At 73.1% G+C, this 23,265-nt stretch carries 20 protein-coding genes; 9 read left to right on the plus strand and 11 right to left on the minus strand.

The window, feature by feature from the left end; translation table 11 throughout:
- Window positions 1-683: 683 nt before the first annotated feature.
- Entirely contained in the window at window positions 684-1,943 is a 1,260-nt protein-coding gene (locus tag ACFYML_RS16000; RefSeq protein ID WP_387421338.1) for an amidohydrolase, read from the plus strand.
- On the opposite strand, the gene ACFYML_RS16005 is transcribed toward ACFYML_RS16000, so the two are convergent.
- Entirely contained in the window at window positions 1,900-2,892 is a 993-nt protein-coding gene (locus ACFYML_RS16005) for a DUF4349 domain-containing protein (RefSeq protein ID WP_387421339.1), read from the minus strand. The genes ACFYML_RS16000 and ACFYML_RS16005 overlap by 44 nt on opposite strands.
- A gap of 272 nt (window positions 2,893-3,164) precedes the next feature.
- Here ACFYML_RS16005 and ACFYML_RS16010 point away from each other — a divergent pair, with 272 nt between their 5' ends.
- From ACFYML_RS16010 to ACFYML_RS16025, 4 genes are read left to right on the plus strand one after another with little or no spacing between them, the layout of a single operon-like run.
- Window positions 3,165-3,794: an MBL fold metallo-hydrolase gene (locus ACFYML_RS16010; protein WP_387421340.1), complete on the plus strand. Its 630-nt coding sequence runs from the start codon at window positions 3,165-3,167 to the stop codon at window positions 3,792-3,794.
- A gap of 5 nt (window positions 3,795-3,799) precedes the next feature.
- Complete coding sequence (locus ACFYML_RS16015; RefSeq protein ID WP_387421341.1) at window positions 3,800-4,738, plus strand: hypothetical protein; 939 nt, start codon at window positions 3,800-3,802, stop codon at window positions 4,736-4,738.
- Window positions 4,739-4,781: 43 nt separating this feature from the next.
- On the plus strand, window positions 4,782-5,522 hold the full coding sequence (locus ACFYML_RS16020; protein WP_387421342.1) for a hypothetical protein: 741 nt from the start codon (window positions 4,782-4,784) through the stop codon (window positions 5,520-5,522).
- Window positions 5,523-5,564: 42 nt separating this feature from the next.
- A complete protein-coding gene (locus ACFYML_RS16025) occupies window positions 5,565-6,527 on the plus strand; it encodes a GNAT family N-acetyltransferase (protein ID WP_387421343.1) in 963 nt (320 codons plus the stop codon).
- A 74-nt stretch (window positions 6,528-6,601) separates the two neighbouring features.
- On the opposite strand, the gene ACFYML_RS16030 is transcribed toward ACFYML_RS16025, so the two are convergent.
- Window positions 6,602-7,057 (minus strand): gamma-glutamylcyclotransferase, encoded by a 456-nt coding sequence (locus ACFYML_RS16030; protein ID WP_357437637.1) that lies wholly within the window; start codon window positions 7,055-7,057, stop codon window positions 6,602-6,604.
- A 106-nt stretch (window positions 7,058-7,163) separates the two neighbouring features.
- On the opposite strand from ACFYML_RS16030, the gene ACFYML_RS16035 reads away from it, so the two are divergent.
- The gene (locus ACFYML_RS16035) at window positions 7,164-8,567 is read left to right on the plus strand and encodes an NAD(P)H-quinone dehydrogenase (RefSeq protein ID WP_387421344.1); all 1,404 of its coding nucleotides are present in this window, start codon (window positions 7,164-7,166) and stop codon (window positions 8,565-8,567) included.
- A 40-nt stretch (window positions 8,568-8,607) separates the two neighbouring features.
- Here ACFYML_RS16035 and ACFYML_RS16040 read toward each other — a convergent pair whose 3' ends face one another.
- The 3 genes from ACFYML_RS16040 to ACFYML_RS16050 all read right to left on the minus strand — a co-directional run bounded on the left by ACFYML_RS16040 (window position 8,608) and on the right by ACFYML_RS16050 (window position 11,028).
- A complete protein-coding gene (locus ACFYML_RS16040) occupies window positions 8,608-9,444 on the minus strand; it encodes an SDR family oxidoreductase (RefSeq protein ID WP_387421345.1) in 837 nt (278 codons plus the stop codon).
- Window positions 9,445-9,480: 36 nt separating this feature from the next.
- Window positions 9,481-10,236: a DUF998 domain-containing protein gene (locus ACFYML_RS16045; protein ID WP_387421346.1), complete on the minus strand. Its 756-nt coding sequence runs from the start codon at window positions 10,234-10,236 to the stop codon at window positions 9,481-9,483.
- A 144-nt stretch (window positions 10,237-10,380) separates the two neighbouring features.
- Window positions 10,381-11,028: a DedA family protein gene (locus ACFYML_RS16050; RefSeq protein WP_387421347.1), complete on the minus strand. Its 648-nt coding sequence runs from the start codon at window positions 11,026-11,028 to the stop codon at window positions 10,381-10,383.
- A 553-nt stretch (window positions 11,029-11,581) separates the two neighbouring features.
- On the opposite strand from ACFYML_RS16050, the gene thrS reads away from it, so the two are divergent.
- Window positions 11,582-12,814 carry a threonine--tRNA ligase gene (gene thrS / locus ACFYML_RS16055; protein ID WP_387421518.1) on the plus strand — a complete coding sequence of 411 codons (1,233 nt, stop codon included), beginning with the start codon at window positions 11,582-11,584 and terminating at the stop codon, window positions 12,812-12,814.
- Window positions 12,815-12,879: 65 nt separating this feature from the next.
- Here the strand turns inward: thrS and ACFYML_RS16060 are convergent, their stop codons facing one another.
- From ACFYML_RS16060 to ACFYML_RS16080, 5 genes are all read right to left on the minus strand, one after another.
- Window positions 12,880-14,805, minus strand: coding sequence for an ABC transporter ATP-binding protein (locus ACFYML_RS16060; protein WP_387421519.1), 1,926 nt, complete (start codon window positions 14,803-14,805; stop codon window positions 12,880-12,882).
- A gap of 256 nt (window positions 14,806-15,061) precedes the next feature.
- A complete protein-coding gene (locus tag ACFYML_RS16065; protein ID WP_387421348.1) occupies window positions 15,062-16,795 on the minus strand; it encodes an ABC transporter ATP-binding protein in 1,734 nt (577 codons plus the stop codon).
- The gene (locus ACFYML_RS16070; RefSeq protein WP_387421349.1) at window positions 16,789-17,316 is read right to left on the minus strand and encodes a MarR family winged helix-turn-helix transcriptional regulator; all 528 of its coding nucleotides are present in this window, start codon (window positions 17,314-17,316) and stop codon (window positions 16,789-16,791) included. The genes ACFYML_RS16065 and ACFYML_RS16070 overlap by 7 nt, the downstream gene beginning before the upstream one ends.
- Window positions 17,317-17,497: 181 nt before the next feature.
- Window positions 17,498-18,937, minus strand: coding sequence for a GuaB1 family IMP dehydrogenase-related protein (locus ACFYML_RS16075; RefSeq protein ID WP_387421350.1), 1,440 nt, complete (start codon window positions 18,935-18,937; stop codon window positions 17,498-17,500).
- Window positions 18,938-19,014: 77 nt separating this feature from the next.
- Window positions 19,015-19,611 carry a LysE/ArgO family amino acid transporter gene (locus ACFYML_RS16080; protein WP_387421520.1) on the minus strand — a complete coding sequence of 199 codons (597 nt, stop codon included), beginning with the start codon at window positions 19,609-19,611 and terminating at the stop codon, window positions 19,015-19,017.
- Between the two features lie 78 nt (window positions 19,612-19,689).
- Between ACFYML_RS16080 and ACFYML_RS16085 the strand changes: the two genes are divergently transcribed.
- Window positions 19,690-20,586, plus strand: coding sequence for a LysR family transcriptional regulator ArgP (locus ACFYML_RS16085; RefSeq protein ID WP_387421351.1), 897 nt, complete (start codon window positions 19,690-19,692; stop codon window positions 20,584-20,586).
- Window positions 20,587-20,644: 58 nt separating this feature from the next.
- Here the strand turns inward: ACFYML_RS16085 and ACFYML_RS16090 are convergent, their stop codons facing one another.
- Window positions 20,645-22,396 carry an acetyl/propionyl/methylcrotonyl-CoA carboxylase subunit alpha gene (locus ACFYML_RS16090; RefSeq protein ID WP_387421352.1) on the minus strand — a complete coding sequence of 584 codons (1,752 nt, stop codon included), beginning with the start codon at window positions 22,394-22,396 and terminating at the stop codon, window positions 20,645-20,647.
- Window positions 22,397-22,542: 146 nt separating this feature from the next.
- On the opposite strand from ACFYML_RS16090, the gene ACFYML_RS16095 reads away from it, so the two are divergent.
- On the plus strand, window positions 22,543-23,154 hold the full coding sequence (locus ACFYML_RS16095) for a PadR family transcriptional regulator (RefSeq protein ID WP_387421521.1): 612 nt from the start codon (window positions 22,543-22,545) through the stop codon (window positions 23,152-23,154).
- Window positions 23,155-23,265: the final 111 nt, after the last annotated feature.

The following is a 23,265-nucleotide window of genomic DNA, read 5'->3' on the forward strand; positions in this document are numbered from 1 at the left end:
CCCGGCTGAGAGCCGCCTGAGCTGGGCGTACGGGTCTCGCCGCAGGGCCTCGCGGCGGCGTACAGTCGATGGTCTCCCCGCACGCGAGCGGAAGCGGAGACGGCTCTGCGAAGGTGCCGGCGGGCTGCCTGGCGGCACCTTCGGTGCGGACCCTCCGGGCGGCGTCGCCCGGCCCGTCCGCTGAGCCGTGGGGCAGTGGGGCCCGCCCTTGCGCGCGTGTGCGGACGACTGCTCCGGGTCGCGGCGTGGCGTCAGACACGCCGAGCCGGAGTGGTCGGTCGGAATGCGGGTAACCCGGTCGGGTGAACGGGACGGACAGCCTGTGCGGTCGCACAGCGGACCGGCATGTGACCGTGGGGAGTCGTCCGGCAGCCGACTGTTGTCGCGCAATTGTCCGACCGGCAGTTAATTGCCGGGACTAATGCGACAATTCGGAACGACGGCCCGGGATTTGGTGACCGTTGAATCGGTTACGCGTTGTAGGAGGTGTGGGGCAGATGACGGCGTTCGACCGCGATCTACCTGCTGTCCCGCAGATATTCGAGCCTTCCCACCAGGGCATTCGTGACGCTGTGCGGTCCGACCGCTACCCGAAAGATGTTGCGCAGCGTCACCGCCGGCGGTCTAGGCTGTCTGCTGTTCTCCCCGAAGATCCATCCATCTCTAGTGATCGAGAATTCGACGTGACGAGTGCGTTGACGTTGCCCTCCGGCAGCCTGCTGGCGTCGTCCTGGCCGGAGGCGCCGACCGGGTCCCAGCCCCTGCCCTTCGAGCTCGACCAGCTGCTCGCCCTCCGGGTACCCGGGCTCATCGCCACCCGCCGTCACATCCACTCCCACCCGGAACTGTCCGGCGAGGAGTTCGAGACGGCCGCCCTGATCCACCGGGAGCTCTCCCTCGCCGGGCTGAAGCCCCGCCTGCTGCCCAAGGGCAACGGCGTTATCTGCGACATCGACGGGCGCCCGGACGGCCCGGTGATCGCGCTCCGCGCCGACATCGACGCGCTGCCGCTCACCGACCCGAAAGACGTGCCGTACCGGTCCACCGTGGACGGCGTCTGCCACGCCTGCGGGCACGACGTGCACACCACGGTGATGCTCGGCGTCGGCATGCTGCTCGCCCAGCTCGCCGACCTCGGCCAGCTCGACGGCCGGGTCCGGCTCATCTTCCAGCCGGCCGAGGAGATCCTGCCCTGCGGCTCGCTGGAGGTCATCGAGGCCGGTGGCCTCGAGGACGTGGTGCAGATCTTCGCCGTCCACTGCGACCCGAACCTCCCGGTCGGCCGGGTCGGTCTCCGGGTCGGCCCGATCACCGCCGCCGCCGACAACGTCACGGTCCGGCTCACCGGCCCGGGCGGCCACACCGCCCGCCCGCACCTCACGGTCGACCTGGTCGACGCGCTGGGCCGGCTGGTCACCGAGGTGCCGGCCCTGGTCAGCCGGCGGGTGGCGGCCAACAGCGGGCTGCTGCTGGTGTTCGGCCACGCCTCGGCCGGCACCCGCTACAACGTCATCCCCTCCGAGGCCTGCGCCGCAGGCACGCTGCGGGTGATGGATCGCGACACCTGGGAGCAGGCCCCGAAGATCGTGGCTCAGGTCGTCCGGGACGTCATCGCCCCCACCGGCGCGACGGTCGACCTGGAATACCTGCGCGGTCGCCCGCCGGTCAGCAACGACGCCCGCGCCATCGGCGTACTCACCGCCGCCACCGCGGCCGCCCTCGGGCCCGAGGGGATCGCGGAGACCCCGCAGAGCATGGGCGGCGAGGACTTCTCCTGGTATCTCGAGTACGTGCCGGGCGCGCTCGCCCGCCTCGGCGTCGGCCGGAACGGGCCCAACGTGGACCTGCACCGGGCCTCGTTCGACGTGGACGAGCGCGCCATCCCGGTCGGCGTACGCCTCATGGTCCAGACCGCGCTGCGGGCACTGGCGGCGGCGCGCTAGGCGCCGGACCACCCACCGGACCGGTCGGTCCCGGCATCGTCGGGGCCGGACCGGCCGGTGGCGCCCGGCGCGCCCGACGTCGGCGCGCCGCCCGCACCAGCAGCACCACCGGTACGCCGATCACCACCGCGAACGGCAGCACCGCGCCCAGCACGGTCAGCACCACGAACATCGTGGTGACGAAGACGTCCCAGCCGCCCCGCAGCCCGACCAGGAAGCCGAGTTCCGGCCCCTCCTCGGCGGTCGTCGCGTCGGTGCCCACGAAGGTCACCGTGATGGTGGAGAGCGCGGTCAGGTCGGCCAATCGACGCTTCTTCGCCTCCAGCGACGCCAGGTCGGCCTCCCGCCGGCCCACCTCGTTCTCCAAGGTGACCAGTTCGTTGATCGAGCTGGCCCGGGCGAGCAGCTTCCGGGCGCTGTCCACCCGGGCCCGCTGGGTGGCGATCCGGGCGTCCAGGTCGACGGTCTCCTCGGTGACGTCCTCGGTGCGTACCTGGCGTTGTTCCGGCTGGCCGAGCCGGGACAGCTCGTCGACGACCGCGGTGAACCGGTCCGCCGGCACCCGCAGGGTCAGCTCGGCGCGGGCGTCCGCCGCCTCGCTGCGCCGCTGGTCGCCGCCGACGAACCCGCCCGCCGCGGTCGCCGCGTCGGTCGCCGCGCGGGCGGCCTTCTCCACGTCGTCCACCCGGACCTGCAACGTGCCGGTGTAGATGATCGACCGCTGGTCGACCCGCAGGTCCGGCTGGGCTCCGCCGGACCCGGCCGGGGCGGGCGCCGCCGCGTCCCGGTCCGCGCCCTTGGTCTGGGCCGCGCCCGCCGCCGGTGCCTGCGCCGACGTGGCCTGGTCGTTCTGCCCACTGTCGGCGCCGCAAGCCCCCGCGGCCAGCACCGCCGCCAGCCCCACCGCCGCCAGTGACACGGCCCGGCGGCGTCCCCCTCGTTCACTCATGCCGTCACCTCGCTGCGCTCGGCGTCGGCATGAGGCACCACGACGCTGTGCTGATGATTCGCTCGCTGACGCTCGCTCATGCCGTCACCTCGCTGCGCTCGGCGTCGGCATGAGGCACCAGGGCCCTGTTGCTGATGATTCGCTCGCTCATGTCCCCGCTCCGATCTTCGACGGCCCCGCCCCGGGGTCGATACGTCGGACGCGACGCGCTATCGCGCCGGTTCCGGCAGACTGCGCTGAGGACGTCACGATTCGATAATCGAGGAGTCACGATGCAGGTCACCAAGTACGCCCACTCCTGCCTCCGCGTGGAGCACGACGGGGGAGTGCTGGTCGTCGACCCCGGTGTCTACAGCGAACCGGAGGCGCTGGACGGGGCGGACGCGGTGCTGATCACCCACCAGCACCCCGACCACGTGAACGTCGAGGCGGTGACCCGGGCGCTGGACCGGCACCCGTTCCGGATCAACGGCCCGGCCTCGCTCGCCGAGGTCCTCGGTGACGCGGCCGAGGCGCTGACCGTGGTCGCGCCAGGCGAGTCGTTCACCGCCGCCGGCGTGGCGATCCGCGCGTACGGCGGCCAGCACGCGGTCATCCACCCCGACATCCCGGTCATCGAGAACCTCGGCTTCCTGATCAACGACGTCGTCTACCACCCGGGGGACTCGTTGGTGGTCCCCGACGACGTCCAGGTGGACACCCTCTTCGCCCCGATCCACGCGCCCTGGAACAAGTTCTCCGAAGTGGTCGACTTCATCCGGGCGGTCGCCCCGCGCCGGGCGTACGCGCTGCACGACGGCCTGCTCAACGACAACGGTTTCGGCGTGCTCGACCGGCAGTACACCGCACTGTCGAACACCGACTACCGCCGCCTCGAACCGGGCACCCGGATCGACGCCTGACCGCCGTGCCTGGACCCACCCCCGAGCTGGTCCAGCGGCTCTACGCGACCCCACCCGACCGGTTCGTCGCGGCCCGCGACGCCGCCGTGGCCGAGGCGCGCCGGGCCGGCGACCAGAAGGCCGCCCGCGAGATCGGCAAGCTGCGCCGGCCCACCGTGGCCGCCTGGCTGGTCAACCTGCTCGCCATCCGCCGGCCCGAGCTGGTCGCCGACCTGGCGCAGCTCGCCGAGTCGCTCCGCACCGCCCAGCGCGACCTGCGCGGCGCCAAGCTGCGCGAGCTGTCCGCCCAGCGCCGGGCCGTGGTCGGCGCGCTGGTCGACGAGGCTCGCAAGCTGGCTGCCGCCGAGCCGGGCGCCCCGTCGGCCGGGAAGCTTCCGCTGGCCGAGGTCGAGGCGACCCTCAACGCCGCCCTCTCCGACGCCGAGGTGGCCGAGCAGGTCCGCACCGGGCGGCTGCTCCGGGCCACCCACTATGCCGGCTTCGGCGAGGTGCCCCGCCCGCAGCTGCGGCTGGTCACCGGGGGCGCGGAGGAACCGGAGCCGGAGGAGCCGGCGGCCGGACGGGCCGGGGCCCGCCGGGAACGCGACGAGCGGGCCGCGGCGCGAGCGGCCCGGGCCGAGCGGGCGAAACGCCGCCGGGCGCTGGAACGCGAGCAGGCGTTGGCCCGCGGCGATCAGGACCGGGCCGAGGCGGAACTGGCCGAGGCCGCCCGGTCCGAGCGGGACGGCGCCGCGAGCCTGGACCGGATCGAGACCGAGCTGGCCGAGCTGGAACGCCGCCGGGCCGTCGCCGAGCAGGAACTGAGCCGGGCCAAGCTGGCCCGGCGGGGCGCCGAGCGGTCGCTCACCACCGCCCGCCGGCGTACCGGGGAGGTGGAGGCCGCGATGGAGGCGCTGGACGCCGAAGAGGGGGATGCCGACGAGGAGGGCAACCGGGCAGACTGATCGGGATGGACGACCACGGTGGACGGACGGCGGTGTGCCGTCGATGACCCCCGAGCAGGTCGCCGCCGCCAGCAAGCCGCTGGTGCTGGAGCTCGGGGAGGCCTTCTCCCGTTGCCCGGCGACGCTGCGCCGCGCCCGGCTGCTCGGCATCTCCGGCTGGGCGTTCTACATCACCGGCCGGGCGGGCGCGCTCGGCGACGTCCGCGCCGAGACGGTCGCCGCCGCGCTCGGCTTCATCGCCCCCGACGCGGTCGCCGACGGCTGGGACGCCGCCGCCCGTACGGCCCGCCCACTGGCGGTCGCCGAGGCGAACCTGGCCGAGTGCTGCCGGTGGGGCGTCCAGCACCTGAGCGACGCCCCCGAGTCGCCCCGCCTGGCCGGCCTGCTGGAACGCGCGGTCGACGCGGCGGACGGCAGCGGGATGCCACTGTTCGCCGCCTGGCGGGCCATGCCGGTGCCGGACCGCTCGCCGGGCGCCCGGGCGGCCGTCGCGCTGCTGCTGCTCCGCGAGCACTTCGCGGGGGCGTACCTGCTGGCGGTGCGGGCCGCCGGGATGACCCCGCTGGAGGCGGTGCTGGCCGGGCCGGAGGGGGAGGCGGGGGCCGCCGCCTGCGGCTGGTCGCCCCCGTACCCGCCGGTCGGGCCGCTGGTGCGGCGGCGGCTCTGGGCCGAGGCGGTGACCGACCGGCTGGCCGCCACCGCGTTCCGGGCGCTGGCCCCCGGCGAGGGGGCGGAACTGCTCAACCTGCTCACCGCCACCCGGCTGCACCTCCGCAGCGGATAAATGAGGGGCGCGCGGGCCGGGTGGGCTGCCAGGATCAGCGGCGTGACGCTCCCCGCCGGCTGGGCCGCCCGCCGCCCCACCCTCGACGACGTGCCCGCGATCCTGAAGGTGGTGCACGCCGCCGACACCTTCGCGATCGGCTACCCGGACTTCGACGCCGAGGACGTCGAGTCCGCGCTGACCGCCCCCTTCGTCGACCCGGCCCGGGACTCGTGGCTGGTCACCGACCCGGACGGCGCCGCCGTCGCCTGGGCGATCCTGGCCAACCCGACCGGGGTGGGTCGGGAGTGGGTGGACGTCCTCGTGGACCCCGAGCGCGGAGCCGACCTGCGCGCCCCGCTGCTGGCCCGGCTGCTCGACCGGGTCGCCGAGCGGGCCGCCGAGCGCGGCCTGCACGCCCTGACTGTTCGCACCGGTGTCTTCGCCCCGGAGACGCGCTGGGCGGCCGATCTGGTCGAGGCCGGCTTCACCCGGGTCAAGCGGTACATCCGGATGACCCGCCCCCTCGCCGACCTGCCCGCCGAGCCGGCCCCGCCGGCCGGGGTGACCGTCCGCCCGCTGCGCGCCGGCGACGAGGCCGACCTGCGGCTGTTCCATCGGATCTTCGACACCGCGTTCCGGGACACCCCCGACTACGAGCCGCTCGGCTTCGAGGCGTGGCGGGAGCAGATCCCGTCGTACGGCAAGGTCTGGGACGAGTGGTTCGTCGCCGAGGTCGACGGGGCGCCGGCCGGCGCCCTCCAGTCCTCCGACCAGGCCTTGGAGCACGACATGGGCTGGGTACGCACGCTGTCGGTGCTGCCCGCGTACCGGCGGCGCGGGGTGGGCGCGGCGCTGCTGCGCCGGGCCTTCGCCACGTATGCCGCGAAGGGCCGGGCGTCCGCCGGGCTCGGCGTCGACCTGGCCAACCCGACCACCCCGGTGACCCTCTACCGCTCGGTGGGGCTCAATGAGGTGCGCTGGACCGACATGTACGAGCGCACGGTCACCGCCACGGGTGTGTGACACGCGACCCGCGCTCCGGGGTCGCCGGCCGGCCGGGGCACCGGCCGGGGGAGACTGGACGCGTGGGAGAGCCTCTAGGCCGACGCGGTGCCGGTGGGGCGGGACCGCAGCTCGGTGACGTAGTCGTCCGGCGCGCCCGCCTTCTCCGCCGCGTTCGCGATCTCCGACAGATACCACGATGTCGGCAGGCCGCCCTCGTAGCCGTCGAAGACGTAGACCCACGCGGTCACGTCCCCGTCCAGCGTGGAGACGCGGACGGTGAGCTTCCGGTATGTGCCCGCGGTCACGCCCTCGATCTCGTCGAGCTGCGCGGCGTCGTACGGGTGGATGTCGTAGAGCGCCACGAAGACCCGGTCACCCGGGGACTCGACCACCGTGCTGACCGAGCCCTCCCAGCCGATGACGCCCTCGCCCGCGAAGGTGAGCCGCCACCCCTCCAGCCAGCCGGTACCCACCATCGGCGAATGCGGGCAGTAGGCGCGCATGCGGGCGGGGTCCAGGTTTGAGCCGTAAGCGGCGTACAGACGCACGGCGATGACGATAGCCCGGTCGGCGGGTGGGGGAGAATACGACGGTGCGTGTCGAGCGCGATGGGGAGAAGAAAGTCACTGTGAGCACGGACGAGGGGCGAGCGCTGTGAGCCAGATCGTGATCATCGGCGGGGGACCGGCCGGGTACGAGGCGGCGCTGGTCGCCGCCCAGCTGGACGCTGATGTCACCGTGGTCGAGGCGGAGGGGGCCGGAGGCGCCTGCGTGCTCTCCGACTGCGTCCCGTCGAAGACCTTCATCGCCAGCTCGGAGGTGGTGACCGGCTACCGGGACACCGAGGAGTTCGGGGTGCACTCGGACGGGCTGGAGGCGGTCACCGTCGACGCCCGGGCGGTGCACGAGCGGGTGAAGCGGCTCGCCCTGGCCCAGTCCGCCGACATCCACGCCAAGCTGGTCAAGGCCGGGGTGGAGTTCGTCGCCGGCACCGCCCGGCTGGGCGAGGACACGCTCGGTCACACCCACCGGGTGATCGTCACCCCGGCCGACGGTGACGAGGAGTACTCGATCGCGGCGTCCACCGTCCTGATCGCCACCGGCGCCACGCCGCGCCAGCTCCCCACCGCCGTCCCTGACGGCGAGCGCATCCTGACCTGGCGCCAGGTGTACGACCTGCCGGACCTGCCGGAGCACCTGATCGTGGTCGGCTCCGGCGTGACCGGCGCCGAGTTCGCCAGCGCCTACCTGGCGATGGGCGTCAAGGTCACCCTGGTCTCCAGCCGGGACCGGGTCATGCCGCACGAGGACGCCGACGCGGCGATGGCGATCGAGCGGGTGTTCCGCAACCGGGGCATGAGCATCCTCAACAACTCGCGTGCCGAGGCGGTTCGCCGGAGCGGCGACGGCGTGGAGGTCGAGCTCTCCGACGGCCGCAAGGTGTCCGGCAGCCACGCGTTGATCGCGGTCGGCTCGGTGCCCAACACCGCCAACCTGGGCCTCGCCGAGTACGGCGTCGAGCTGGCCCGGGGCGGCTACGTCACCGTCGACCGGGTCTCCCGGACCAATGTGCCCGGCATCTACGCCGCCGGTGACTGCACCGGGGTGCTGCCGCTGGCCAGCGTCGCCGCCATGCAGGGCCGGATCGCCATGTGGCACGCGCTCGGTGAGGCGGTCCGCCCGCTGCGGCTGCGTACCGTCGCCGCGAACGTCTTCACCGACCCGGAGTTGGCCACCGTCGGCGTCTCGCAGAACGAGGTGGACGCCGGCAAGGTCCCGGCCCGCCAGGTGATGCTGCCGCTCGCCGGCAACGCCCGGGCGAAGATGGACGACCTCGCCGACGGCTTCGTCAAGCTCTTCTGCCGCCCGGCCAGCGGCCAGGTGATCGGCGGCGTGGTGGTGGCGCCGAAGGCCAGCGAACTGATCCTGCCGATCACCATGGCGGTGGAGAACAACCTCACCGTCAACGAGCTGGCCCAGACCATCACCATCTATCCCTCGCTGTCGGGCTCGATCACCGAGGCGGCCCGTCAGCTCATGCTGCACGAACTGGAGTGACCCGCCGCGTCCTCGGCCGGGGCGACCGGCCGAGGGCGCATCAGCGGAAGGCGGCGGCGTGGTCGGCGGCCCACTCGGCGTACGTGCGGGCGGGGTGGCCGGTCAGCCGCCGTACCGTGTCGGTGACCTGTTCGGGGCGGGCGACGAAGGCGGCCCAGCCGGCCAGCGCGGCGTCGGCGAAGGCCGGGTCGCCGAAGGCGGCGGAGAGCATCTGCCGTGCCTCGCCGACCGGCATCTCCGACCAGCGCAGCTCCCGGCCGACCGCCCGGCCGATGGCGCGTACCTGGTCCTCCTGGGTCAGCGTCGCCGGACCGCTGAGCAGGTACCGCGCGCCGGCGTGGCCGTCCGAGGTCAACGCCGCCACGGCCACCTCGGCCAGGTCCCGCTCGTGGATCAGTGACCGGGCCGCGCCCCCGTACGGCCAGCGCACCACGTCGCCGGCGCGGATCTGGTCGGCCCACATCAGGGTGTTGGCGGCGAAGCCGACCGGCCGGAGGAAGGTCCATGCCGCGCCGGACGCCTCGACCGCCCGTTCGACCTGCGCCCAGAACGACGCCGGCTGGTCGGCGGCGCCCGGGGCGGAGAGGTAGACGATCCGGGACGCGTGCTCGGCGATCGTCCGGGCGACCTCGGGGGCGGCCCGCTGGGCCACGGCCGGGTCGGTGAACGGCCAGATCAGGAAGACCGCCTCGACGCCGGTCAGGTGGGGCGTGAGCGAGGCGGGGTCGCCGAGGTCGGCGGCCACCACCTCGACCCCGGCCGGCAGGTCCGCCCGGGACGGGTCGCGGCTCACCGCCCGGACCTGTTCGCCCCGCGCGAGCAGCAGCGACACCACCTCCCGGCCGACTGTGCCGGTCGCCCCCGTCACCAGGATCATCTCCGCCTCCTCGTCCGACCGGTCGCCGTCGACCCGTCAATCGGACGCTAAGAGTTGAAGCTCCCTTGAGGTCAAGGGCATGGGCGCCGCCGCCGTTTCCGGGACGGCCTCGGCGACGCGACCGGCCGGTCGGCGGGCCAGTGCCACCGCGACCACGCTGAGCAGGGCGACCTCGGCGACGATGAGCAGACGCTCGGCGAGCCCGATCAGCATCCGCTCGCCCGGGTAGGCGGACCAGATCATCGCCCCGGCCAGCAGCAGGCTGGCCAGGGTGAGCACGCGCAGCCAGCCGGCGGCGCGACCGCCCAGGTGCCCGGCGAGCAGCCAGCCGGCGACCGGCAGGGCGAGGAAGGCGACCACCGAGGCGTACCGGTGCAGGTAGGCCGCGGTGTCCATGGGCAGGCCGGGCTCGTTGGTGGGTACCACGGCGGAGGTGACCAGGCCGGCGGTCCAGGCGGACAGCAGCATCCCGGCCACCTGCGGCCGCCGTCCCGGCCAGGCGGGTGCCCCGCCGCCGGTCGGCGCCCGTCCGCCACCCGCTCGCCGCGACCCGCCGGGGTCCGCCCCCGATCCGGTACGCCAGAGGGCCGGGATCAGCACCGCCGTCGCGGCGGCGAGCACCGCCATGGCCACGTCGATGGCGCCGCCCCGGTCGGAGACGGCGAAGTCGCTGACGGTCAGCGACCAGGGGCTCAGATCGTCGTTCACCTCGAGGTGACCGAGTACGGCGAGCACCGCCGCCAGGGCGATCCCGCCGAGGGCCAACAGGGCGCGTCTCCGGTTTTCGAGCATGCCCCAGCCTGTCGCCGAACCGGTCCGAAATGGATCCGGGGCGGCCACCCACTTCCGCCCCCGGGTCGTCCCCTAGAGGCCCCACATATCGGCGACTTTGCGGTATCCGGTGTTCAGGACACCGCCAGATCGCTGATATGCCGATCAGTCGGCCGAAACCTCGACCCCGACCCGGACCTCCGCGTTGGGCTCGGTACGGGTGTGGCGGGCGCTGATCGCGCTCATCGCCCAGCCGGCCGCCGCGAACCCGGCCGCCGCCACCCCGCCGATCACCACGAGCCGCCACGCCGATTCGGTCAGCGCCCGGCCGCCCAGATGCCCGACCAGGCTGCCGTACGTCGCCCAGCCCGTCGCCGCCAAGGTCTCGTAGAGCAGGAAGAGGCGGTACGGGTAGCGGCTGCGCCCGGCCGAGAAGCAGGTGGCCATCCGGCCGCCCGGTACGAAGCGGCAGAGCAGGATCACCAGTGGTCCCGGCTCGCGCAGCCCGCGGGTGGCCCGGGCGACGGCCCGGCGGGCCCGGCTGGGCGTCGCGTGTCGGGGCGCCCGGCGGTCCGGTGCGGTCCGGCCGAGCAGGTAGCAGGCGAGATCGCCGGCGATGACGCCGAGCGCGCCGACGGCGATGGTGAGCGGCAGGCTGAGCCCGCCGTAGACGGTCAGCGCGCCGGTGGTGATCATGACGACCTGGGTCGGCACGACCGGCACGAAAGCGTCGGCGATCAGCAACCCCAACAGCACGGCGTACGCCCACGTCGGCGACGCGACGTCAGCGATGAGTTCGGGCAAGACCGCCACCTCGCCGGATTCCCCCGTTCGATCGCACCGAGCCTGACGGCATGTCCCGCGTCACCCCGGGGTGCCCGGGCCGGTGGTGACCCCTGACACGACAGGGCCACCCGTGGACAACGATTCTGGGCCGGCGAATGTGACGCTTCCCTGGCGTGGCGCCGGCCACCCGTGCGGGCGGCGGATCGGCGGTCATCGGCGTACCGTTGTCGGGACGCGGCCGCGTGGACGTCGGATCCCCCGTTTCCGGCGTCCGGGCCGTCGCGGGTCGCCGGCAGGTCCCGTGCCGGCGACCCGCTCCCGCTCCCCGCAGAGCTCGCGTGGCACGGACTGGCGGGGCCGCATCGCGCCTCGCCACCACCGCCCGGTCCCCGCAGGCGCGAAATCCGGGTGCGCGAACCGACCCGTCGCGCGTACGGTCGCCGCATGCGCAGCGCGGTGGTGACCACGACGCCGGGAATCCCCGGCGCGCCGCACTGACGTATCCGTCGACGAGGCCCCGGGGCGAACCGCCCCGGGGCCTCGCGGCGTTCCGGGCCAGCTCGCCTCCGGGTCGTACCCGATCAAGGAGAGCGACATGATCGACCACCGCAGACTCGGCCGGGAGCTGGAGCTGTTCGTCTCCGATCCCCTGTCGGGGGCCGGGCTGCCCATCTGGCTGCCGGCCGGCGCCGCCGCCCGGCACGCGGTCGAGGAGTACGTGCGGGACCTGGAGCGCCGGGCCGGCTACCAGCACGTCTACTCCCCGCCGCTGGGCAAACGGGAGCTGTTCGAGCTGTCCGGGCATCTCGGCTACTTCGCCGACGACATGTTCCCCCCGATGCGGCTGTCCGCCGACGACGAGTTCGTGCTCCGGCCGGCGCTCTGCCCGCACCACGCGCTGGTCTTCCGGGCACGGGGTCGTTCCTACCGGGAGTTGCCGCTGCGCGTCGCCGAGCTGGGCGGGATGTACCGGGCGGAGCGCTCCGGGGTGCTCGGCGGGCTCTCCCGGGTCCGCGCCATCTCGCTCAACGACGCGCACAACTTCTGCGCCCTGGACCAGGTCGGCGACGAGGTACGCGAGATCCTGCGGCTGATCGGCGAGGCGCACGCCGCGCTCGGCGTCCGGCCGGCCGGGTTCCGGCTGTCGCTGCGCGGGCCGGGGGAGAAGTACGTCGGCGACGACGCCCAGTGGGCGCGGGCCGAGGAGTTGCTCCGCGCCGCGCTCGACGGGGTGGACTTCACCGAGGGGCCCGGCGAGGCGGCCTTCTACGGTCCGAAGATCGACATCCAGGTCGTCGACGCGGCCGGCCGGGAGTCGACCATCTCCACCATCCAGCTCGACTTCGACAAGCCGGAGCGGTTCGACCTGTCGTACACCGACGCGGACGGCAGCCGCAAGCGGCCGGTGATGGTGCACCGGAGCCTGGTCGGCAGCATGGAACGGCTCTTCGCGTATCTGATCGAGGTGCACGCCGGCGCCTTCCCGGCCTGGTACGCGCCGGTGCAACTGGTGCTGCTGCCGGTGGACGACGGCCAGGCGGACGCGGCCGGCGACCTGGCCCGGCGGGCCGAGGCGGCCGGGCTCCGCGTCGAGGTCGACCACGCCGGCTCGCTGGGTGCCCGGATCCGCGACGCGGCCCGCCGGAAGGTGCCGTACCTCGGGGTGGTCGGCCCCCGGGAGGCGGCCGACGGGTCGCTGTCCCTGCGGCTGCGCGACGGCCGCGGGCTCGACGCGATGCCGGTGCCCGACGCGCTGGGGCTGATCGGGCGGGTGGTCGCCGCCCGCTCGGCCGATCTGCTGCCCGGGGCCTGACGCCCGGCCGGCCGGCCCCCGCCTCGCGGCGGGGGCCGGACCGGGGGCGGCTGATCCGTCCACCGTCAGCTCCGGGCCGGCGCGCCGGCCGGGACCGGCCCCTCGTCGTCGACCGCAGCGCCGCTGAACTGCGACCGGTACAGCCGGGCGTACGCCCCGTCGGCGGCGAGGAGTTGGTCGTGCGCGCCCTGCTCGACGATCCGGCCGTTCTCCATCATCAGGATCAGGTCCGCGTCGCGGATGGTGGAGAGCCGGTGCGCGATGACGAAGCTGGTGCGGTCCGAGCGCAGCGCCGCCATGGCCCGCTGGAGCAGCACCTCCGTCCGGGTGTCCACCGAGCTGGTCGCCTCGTCCAGGATCAGCAGCGACGGCTCGGCGAGGAACGCCCGGGCGATGGTGATGAGCTGCTTCTCACCGGCGCTGACGTTGCTGCCCTCCTCGTCGATCACGGTGTCGTACCCGTCGGGGAGGCTGCGGACGAACCGGTCCACGAAGGTGGCCCGGGCCGCCGCCAGGATCTCCTCCTCGGTGGCGTCCGGCCGCCCGTACGCGATGTTGTCCCGGATGGTGCCGCCGAAGAGCCAGGTGTCCTGGAGCACCATGCCGATCCGGCTGCGCAGCTCCTCCCGGGGCATTGCGCTGATGTCCACCCCGTCCAGGGTGATCCGGCCGGCGTCCAGCTCGTAGAACCGCATGATCAGGTTGACCAGGGTGGTCTTGCCGGCGCCGGTCGGGCCGACGATGGCCACCGTGTGACCGGGCTCGGCGACCAGCGACAGGTCGTCGATGAGCGGCTTGTCCGGGTCGTACCGGAAGGAGACGTGCTCGAACTCGACCCGGCCGGTGACCCGGGCCGGTAGGGCCCGGTCGGGGGCCTGCTCCTCGGCGTCGAGCACCTCGAAGACCCGTTCGGCGGACGCCACCCCGGACTGGAGCAGGTTCGCCATCGAGGCGACCTGGGTGAGCGGCTGGGTGAACTGCCGCGAGTACTGGATGAACGCCTGCACGTCGCCGAGGCTCATCGACCCGGACGCCACCCGCAGCCCGCCGACCACGGCGATCGCGACGTAGCTGAGGTTCCCGACGAACATCATCGCCGGCATGATGATCCCGGAGATGAACTGGGCCCCGAAGCTGGCTTTGAACAGCTCGTCGTTCTTGGCCTCGAAGTCGGCCTGCACCTCGCGCTGCCGGCCGAAGACCTTGACCAGCTCGTGACCGGTGTACGCCTCCTCGATCAGGCCGTTCAGCTCACCGGTGTGCTGCCACTGGGCGATGAACCTGCGCTGCGAGCGCTTGGCGATCTGCTGCGTGACGATCACCGACAGCGGCACCGCGACCAGGGCGACCAGGGCCAGCAGCGGCGAGATCCAGAACATCATCGCCAGTACGCCGACCACGGTCAGCAGTGCGCTGAGCAACTGGCTGAGCGTCTGCGACAGGGTCTGCGAGATGTTGTCGATGTCATTGGTGACCCGACTGAGCAGCTCGCCCCGGGGCTGCCGGTCGAAGTAGGGCAGCGGCAGCCGGTTGAGCTTCTCCGCCACGTCGGCGCGCAGCCGCAGCACGGTCCGCTGCACCACCCCGTTGAGCAGCCAGCCCTGCCACCACATCAGCAGGCTGGCGCCCAGGTAGAGGGCGAGCGCCAGCGCGAGCGTGCGGGCCAGCGCGGTGAAGTCGATGCCTGCCCCGGGCACCACGTCCATCCGGGCCAGCATGTCGGCGTAGTTGTCGTGGCCGGCCGCCCGGGCCGCGGCCACCGCCTGCTCTGTGGTGAGGCTGGCGGGGATCTGGCGGCCCATCACCCCGCTGAAGATCAGGTCGGTGGCGTGGCCGAGGATCTTCGGACCGACCACGCTCGCCCCGACGCTCGCCAGTGCCAGGGTGATGATCGCGGCCAGCTGCAGGCGGTGCGGCCGCAGGCGACCCAGCAGCCGCCGGGCCGATGGCCCGAAGTTCATCGACTTCTCCGCCGGCATGGCGGCGCCCATCCACGGCGGGCCGCCGCCGGGGCGCCGCCCCGCCGGGGGCAGCCGGTTCGGCGGCCCGCCCGGGCCCTTCCCGCCAGGCCCGGCCCCGCCGGGGCCCATTCCGCCCGGGCCCTGCCCGTTGGGTCCCTGGCCATTGGGTCCCTGGCCGCCGGCGGCCGGCTTCTGCTCGGGTACGGCGGTCATGCCGTCACCTCGCTTCGCTCGGCGCCGCCATGACCGGTCGCACTGAGCTGGCTGAGTCGCTCGCTGCGCTCGCTCATGCCGTCACCTCCGCCGTCTGCTGGGACGCCACGATCTCGGCGTAGGTCGGGCAGGTTTGCAGTAGTTCCTCGTGTCGCCCCATGCCCACGACGCCCCCGTCCTCGAGCACGATGATCTGATCGGCGTCGACGATCGTGGAGACCCGTTGGGCCACGATCACCACCGCCGCGTCCGCGGTGACCGGCTTCAGCGCGGCCCGCAGCCGGGCGTCGGTGCCGAGGTCGAGCGCCGAGAACGAGTCGTCGAAGAGGTAGATCTCCGGCTTGCGGACCAGCGCCCGGGCGATCGCCAGCCGCTGCCGCTGGCCGCCGGAGACGTTCGTGCCGCCCTGCGCGATCGGCGCGTCCAGCCCGCCCGGCATCTCCGCGACGAAGTCCCGGGCCTGGGCGATCTCCAGTGCCGCCCAGAGTTCGGCGTCGGTGGCGTCCGGGTTGCCGTACCGCAGGTTGCTGGCGACCGTGCCGGTGAACAGGTAAGGCCGCTGCGGCACCAGCCCGATCCGGCGCCACACCTCGTCCAGTTCCATCAGCCGCACGTCCATCCCGTCGACCAGCACCGCGCCGTCGGTGGGGTCGACCAGCCGGGGGATGAGCGAGAGCAGGGTGCTCTTGCCGGCTCCGGTGGATCCGATGATGGCCGTGGTCCGGCCGGGGCTGGCCCGGAACGAGACGTCGTGCAGCACCGGCGCGCTCGCCCCCGGGTACTGGAAGCCGACCCGGCGCAGTTCCAGCTCGGCGGGCCTGGTCATCGCGAGCATCGGCTCGGCCGGCGGCGTCACCGACGATTCGGTGTCCAGCACCTCGACGATCCGCTCGGCGCACACCGCCGCGCGCGGCACCATCATCAGCATGAAGGTGGCCATCATGACCGCCATCAGGATCTGCATGAGGTACTGCAGGAAGGCGGTCAGCGCGCCGATCTGGATCTGCCCGGCGTCGACCCGCTCCGCGCCGAACCAGAGCACCGCGACGCTGGAGACGTTCAGCACCAGCATGACCACCGGGAAGATCAGCGCTTGGAGCCGGCCGACGCGCAGGGCGGTCGCGGTGAGGTCGGCGTTCGCGGTACCGAACCGCTTCGTCTCGTACGGCTCGCGGACAAATGCCCGGACCACCCGGATGCCGCTGATCTGCTCGCGCAGCACCCGGTTGACCGTGTCGATCCGGGTCTGCATGAGCCGGAAGCCCGGCACCATCCGCCGGATGATCAGGCCCAGCGCGATCGCCAGGACCGGCACGCAGACCAGCATCAGCCAGGAGAGCCCGACGTCCTCGCGCAGCGCCATGACCACGCCGCCGACGCTCATGATCGGCGCGGCGACCAGCATGGTGCAGCTCAGCAGCACGAGCATCTGCACCTGCTGCACGTCGTTGGTGTTCCGGGTGATCAGCGAGGGGGCCCCGAACCGGGCCACCTCGCGGGCCGAGAAGCGGTTGACGTGGCGGAAGATGCCGGCTCGGACGTCCCGGCCGAACCCCATCGCGGTCTTCGCGCCGAGATACACGGCGATGATCGAGCAGGCGATCTGGAGCAGGCTGACGAGCAGCATCCAGCCGCCCGTACGCATGATCTGGTCGGTGTCGCCCAGGGCCACGCCACGGTCGATGATGTCGGCGTTGAGGCTCGGCAGGTAGAGCGAAGCCATCGTGCCGACGAACTGGAACGCCACCACCGCGGCCAGCAACCGCCGGTACGGGCGCAGGTGCGTGCGGAGCAGGCGGATCAGCACGGATGGCTCCCCGATGGGTTCTCGGTGTTGGGTTCGCTGTCCCGGTTCAACCGGCGAAGGTCCCCATCGGACATGGTCGTGATGATTTCCGTGAGAAATTCCCGCACCACCGCCTTCTTCGCGGGGTCGGCGTCGACCGAGGTGAGCGGGCGGTCGCTGTGGATGAGGTCGATGATGGCGAGGGCCTGCTTCCGGCCCTTGTCGGTCAGGGTGAGCTGGACGCTGCGCCGGTCGTTCGGGTCCCGCTGCCGGGTGACGAAACCGTCGCGTTCGAGCGTGTCGACGATGCCGGTGAGCGTGGCCGGTCGGACGAAGCATCGTTCGGCCATTTCCCGGTGGCTGCTGTCGCCGGCTCGGAGCAGGATGAGCAGCACCCGCATGCCGGCGGAGGTGAGCCCGTGGTGCTCGGCGAGGTAGCGCCCCCAGTGCTGCTCGACCACGTGGCCGGCGATCGAGATCAGCCGGCCGAGCGGCGCGTGCTGCAGCGCGTCGGGGAAGCGGACGATCGGTCCCGTGTTCACGGGCGCTAGATTAGCCCCCGGATCGTCAGGTCCCAAACTAATTTCGGAGACCCGCATCTTGGCAATGGCAAGACATGCTCCGGCGGGAGGCGCGGCCCGCAGTCGTTGATCAAGAGGTTTGCGTCGGCCCGTGGCCTTCCGGCGACGTCAACCTCTTGATCAACTGCGGATCCGAGGGGAGTTACCAGCTTGTCGGCAGCGGCATGCCCTCGGTGTAGCCGGCGGCGCTCTGCACGCCGACCAGGGCGCGCTCGTGAAACTCCTCCAGGTTGCGGGCGCCCGCGTAGGTGAAGGAGCTGCGGACCCCGGAGATGATCTCGTCGATCAGGTCCTCCACGCCCGGCCGCTCCGGGTCGAGGTACATCCGGGCCGAGGAGATGCCCTCCTCGAAGATCGCCTTCCGGGCCCGGTCGTACGCGCTGTCCTCGCCGGTCCGGGCGCTGACCGCCCGGGCCGACGCCATGCCGAAGCTCTCCTTGTAGCGCCGGCCGTCGGCTTCGGTGTAGAGGTCGCCCGGGGACTCGTAGGTGCCGGCGAACCAGGAACCGATCATCACGTTCGAGGCGCCCGCCGCCAGGGCCAGCGCCACGTCCCGCGGGTGGCGTACGCCGCCGTCGGCCCAGACGTGCCGGCCCAGCCTGCGCGCCGCCGCGGCGCAGTCGAGCACCGCCGAGAACTGCGGCCGGCCGACGCCGGTCATCATCCGGGTGGTGCACATCGCACCCGGTCCGACGCCGACCTTCACGATGTCGGCGCCCGCCTCGATCAGGTCCCGTACGCCGTCGGCGGTGACCACGTTGCCGGCCGCGACGGGAACCGCCGGGTCGAGCTTGCGGACCGCCCGCAGCGCGGAGATCATCCGCTCCTGGTGGCCGTGCGCGGTGTCCACCACGAGGGTGTCCACCCCGGCCTCCAGCAGCGCGGCGGCCTTGCCGGTCACGTCGCCGTTGATCCCCACCGCCGCCGCGATCCGCAGCCGGCCGCGGTCGTCCACCGCCGGCTTGTAGAGCGTGGCGCGCAGCGCGCCCTGCCGGGTCAGCACGCCGACCAGCCGTCCCTCGGCGTCCACCACCGGGGCGAGCCGGCGCCGGCCCGCGGAGAGCCGGTCGAAACCGGTACGCGGGTCCGCGTCGGCCGGCACGGTGTGCAGTTCGGTCGACATCACGTGCCGGAGCTGGGCGAAGCGGTCGACGCCCACGGTGTCCGCCTCGGTGACCACGCCGACCGGGCGGCCGGCCTCGTCGACCACGATCACCGCCCCGTGCGCGCGCTTCGGCAGCAGGTGGATCGCGTCGCCGACGGTCTCGGTGGGGCCGAGCGTGATCGCCGTGTCGTGCACCAGGTGCCGTTGCTTGACCCAGGCGACGACGTTGGCCACCACCTCGATCGGGATGTCCTGGGGGATCACCGCGATGGCGCCGCGCCGGGCCACCGTCTCGGCCATCCGCCGGCCGGCGACCGCCGTCATGTTCGCCACCACCAGCGGAATGGTGGTGCCGGTGCCGTCGGCCGTGGCCAGGTCGACGTCCAGCCGGGAACCCACCTCGGAACGGTTGGGCGCCATGAAGACGTCGTTGTAGGTCAGGTCGTGCGCGGGGACCGCGCCATGAAGGAACCGCACCGGAACATCATTCCCGCCAGCGCCCGTCCCCGCCCGCGATGGTCACGGAAAACACCCCGGTCGGCCGGGTGGCGGGGTCAGCCGAGCAGCAGCGCCGCGGCGATCACGGTCATCACGACGGCGACCGCGCCGTCCAGCACCCGCCAGGCGGCGGTACGCGCGAGCAGCGGCGCCAGTCGGTGCGCCGCGCCGCCGAGCGCGGTGAACCAGACCACGCTGGCCAGCGCCGCGCCGCCGCCGAACGCCCAGCGCTGCTCGTACTGCTGCGCCACGCCGCCGAGGAGCAGCACGGTGTCCAGGTAGACGTGCGGGTTGAGGTAGGTGAAGGCGAGGCAGGCCAGCACGGTCGCCCGGAGGGTGGCCGGCGGGCGATCGGTGGGGGTGAGGGCGCCGGGGCGCAGCGCCCGGCGGGCGGCGAGGACGGCGTACCCGAGCAGGAAGGCGGCCCCGGTCCAGCGGATGGCGGTCAGCAGCCCCGGCCGGTCCGCCACGGCCGTGCCGAGACCGGCGATGCCCGCCGCGATGAGCAGGGCGTCCGAGGCGGCGCAGGCGACCACCACGGGAAGCACATGCTCCCGGCGTAGCCCCTGACGGAGCACGAAGGCGTTCTGCGCGCCGATGGCGACGATCAGCGCGAGTGAGACGGAGAACCCGGCGGCGGCGGAGGGGAGCAGGTCAGGCACGGGTCCGACGCTAGAGAACGCCGCCAGTGCAGTCCAACTAATCTTTCTGATGCTTCGTAAGCTTGTCTTATGGAAGGACTCGACACCGCCCAACTCCGCACCCTGGCCGCAGTGGTCGGCGAGGGCAGCTTCGAGGGCGCGGCGCGCGTCCTGCACGTCACCCCGTCGGCGGTGAGCCAGCGGATCCGCGCGCTGGAGGAGGTCGTCGGGCAGGTGCTGGTCCGGCGCAGCCGCCCCTGCCAGGCGACCGGCGCGGGCCAACCGCTGCTCCGGCTGGCCGTCCAGTTGACCCTGCTCGAACGGGAGGCGCTCGCCGAGGCGTGCGGGGCGGTGGACGGGACGGCCGGGCCCATCCGGGTCCCCGTGGTGGTCAACGCCGACTCGCTGGCCACCTGGTTCGTGCCCGCGCTGGCCCGGGTGCCGGCCGAGCTGGCCGTCTGCTTCGACGTACGCCAGGACGACCAGGACCACACCGCCGAGCTGCTGCGCGACGGTGCGGTGCTGGCGGCGGTGACCGCCCAGCGGGAGCCGGTCCAGGGCTGCCGGGTACGCCCGCTCGGCGCGATGCGCTACCGGGCGCTCGCCGCCCCGGCGCTGGTCGACCGCTGGTTTCCCGACGGGCTGACGGCCGAGGCGTTGGCCGCGGCGCCGATGCTCGTCTTCGACCGCAAGGACCAGGTCCAGCACCGCTTCCTGCGGTCGGTGACCGGCCGGGAGCTCGACCCGCCGGTGCACCACGTGCCCTCGGTGCCCGCGTTCAGCGAGACGATCCGGCGCGGCCTCGCCTGGGGGCTGGTCCCGGAGCGCTTGGCCGAGGCGGACCTGGCCGACGGCGCCTGCGTCGACCTCGACCCGGGACGGCACGTCGACGTGCCGCTGTACTGGCAGCACTGGCGGCTGGAGTCACGCGTGCTCGGCGCGCTGACCGACGCGGTCCGCGCGGAGGCGGCCGTCGCGCTCCGCTGAGCCGGTCGGGCTGCGCGACGAGGAGGGGCCCGCGTTGAGGACGTGCCCCTCCTGCCGCTCAGGCGATGGTGCAGATCGGGGCGCCGGCGGTGATGACCGCGCCCACCTCGGCGGCAAGGCCGCTGACCGTGCCCGCCTTGTGGGCGTGCAGCGGCTGCTCCATCTTCATCGCCTCCAGCACGACGACCAGGTCGCCCTCGGCGACGGTGTCCCCGTCCGCCACGGCGATCTTGACGATGGTGCCCTGCATGGGGGAGGCGAGAGTGTCGCCGCTGACCGCCGCACCGGCCTTGGCGCCACCGCCCCGGCGGGCCGGCTTCTTCGCGGCGGGCGCGCCGGCGGCCGTACCCGCGCCGAGGCCGGCGGGGAGGCTGACCTCCAGCCGCTTGCCACCCACCTCGACCACGACGGTCTCGCGCTCGGCCGGGCCCTCGACAGTGCCGGCGGGGGCGGTGAAGGCCGGCACCGTGTTGTGGAACTCGGTCTCGATCCACCGGGTGTGGACGGTGAACGGCTCGGCGGTGAACGCCGCGTCCCGGACCACCAGCCGGTGGAAGGGCAGCGCGGTGGCCATGCCCTCGACCACCATCTCGTCCAGCGCCCGGCGGGCCCGCTCCAGCGCCTCGGCACGCGTCTCGCCCGTGATGATCACCTTGGCGAGCAGCGAGTCGAAGTTGCCGCCGATCACGTCGCCGGCCGAGATGCCGGTGTCCACCCGGACGCCCGGACCGGTCGGCAGCCGCAGCGCGGTGATGGTGCCCGGGGCGGGCAGGAAGTTGCGGCCCGGGTCCTCGCCGTTGATCCGGAACTCGATCGAGTGCCCGCGCGGGGTCGGATCCTCGGTGAAGCGCAGCTTCTCACCGTCGGCGATGCGGAACTGCTCGCGGACCAGGTCGATGCCGGCGGTCTCCTCGGTGACCGGGTGCTCGACCTGGAGCCGGGTGTTGACCTCCAGGAAGGAGATGGTGCCGTCGGCGCCGACCAGGTATTCCACCGTGCCGGCGCCGTGGTAGCCGGCCTCCCGGCAGATCGCCTTGGCGCTGGTGTGGATCTGGGTGCGCTGCGCCTCGGTGAGGAACGGCGCGGGGGCCTCCTCGACCAGCTTCTGGTGCCGGCGCTGCAGCGAGCAGTCACGCGTGCCCACCACGATCACGTTGCCGTGCTGGTCGGCGAGGACCTGCGCCTCGACGTGGCGGGGCTGGTCCAGGTATCGCTCGACGAAGCACTCGCCCCGGCCGAACGCGGCGACCGCCTCGCGGGTGGCCGACTCGAACAGGTGCGGGATCTCCTCCATGGTGCGGGCCACCTTGAGGCCGCGTCCGCCACCACCGAAGGCCGCCTTGATGGCGACCGGCAGGCCGTGGTCGACGGCGAAGGCCATCACCTCGTCGGCGTTGCCGACCGGGTCCGGGGTGCCGGGGACCAGGGGCGCGCCGGCGCGCTGGGCGATGTGCCGGGCGGTCACCTTGTCACCGAGGTCGCGGATCGCCTGCGGGGTCGGGCCGATCCAGGTCAGCCCGGCGTCGATGACGGCCTGGGCGAAATCGGCGTTCTCCGAGAGGAAGCCGTAGCCGGGGTGCACCGCGTCGGCGCCGGACCGGGCCGCCACGTCGATCAGCTTGTCGATGCGCAGGTAGCTGTCCGCCGCGGTGTCGCCGCCCAGGGCGTACGCCTCGTCGGCGAGGGTGGCGTGCAGGGCGTCCCGGTCGGAGTCCGCGTAGACGGCGACGCTCCGCAGACCGGCGTCGCGGCAGGCGCGGATGACGCGTACGGCGATCTCGCCGCGGTTGGCGATGAGTACCTTGCGCACCTTGGTGGCTCCTCCCCGGAGGTCGATGCCGGGAGTTTATCGGCCGGCCTGGCGGCCCTAACGATCGCTCAGTGTGGGATGCGGCACTGTCGCACCGCGCCTTAGTCAAATTTGCTTATTACGCTTGTCCGGTGTCGGCAACGCGGATGATGATTCTGGGTCTGGTCAGGTGGATGCAGCCGGTGCACGGCTACGACGTACGCCGTGAGCTGCTGAGCTGGAGCGCGGACAAGTGGGCCAACGTGCAGCCGGGGTCGATCTATCACGCGCTGCGCAAGCTCACCGACGAGGGGCTGCTGCGCGCGGTGTCGACCGAGCAGGTCGGGGCTCGTCCGGCCCGCACCACGTACGAGGTGACGGCCAAGGGGGTGGACGAGTTCGAGAGCCTGCTGCGCGCGCAGTGGTGGCAGCTCCACGAGGTGCCGGATCCGTTCGTGGCGGCCTTCTCCTTCCTGCCGGCCATGCCGCGGGACGAGGCGGCGGCGGCCCTGCGGAACCGGGCGAACCTGATCCGGGCCGGCATCGAGTCGATGCGTGCCTCGCTGGAGTCGGACTGGGTGCGCAACTCGAAGCCGGTGCACGTCGGCTGGATGTTCGAGCTGTGGCTGGCTCGGGCCGAGGCCGACATGGCCTGGTGCGGGCGGATCGCCGAGCGGATCGAGTCAGGAGTGTCGTACCTGCCCGCTTCCATTGAGCAGGCTGCGGAGTGGTCCGAGTGGAAGGACCGGGCCGCATCTCGGGACGAAGACGCGAAATAATCAACGTTGACCACGCGAGCTATATCGCGTTAGTGTCGGCGTGAACCGCGGGGAGTGGTGTGTCCTCCCTGCGGACGATCAGCGGCCGGTCACGTCCGGCCCGGACGACCA

This window comes from Micromonospora sp. NPDC007230, from assembly GCF_042869115.1.
Classification (GTDB): domain Bacteria; phylum Actinomycetota; class Actinomycetes; order Mycobacteriales; family Micromonosporaceae; genus Micromonospora.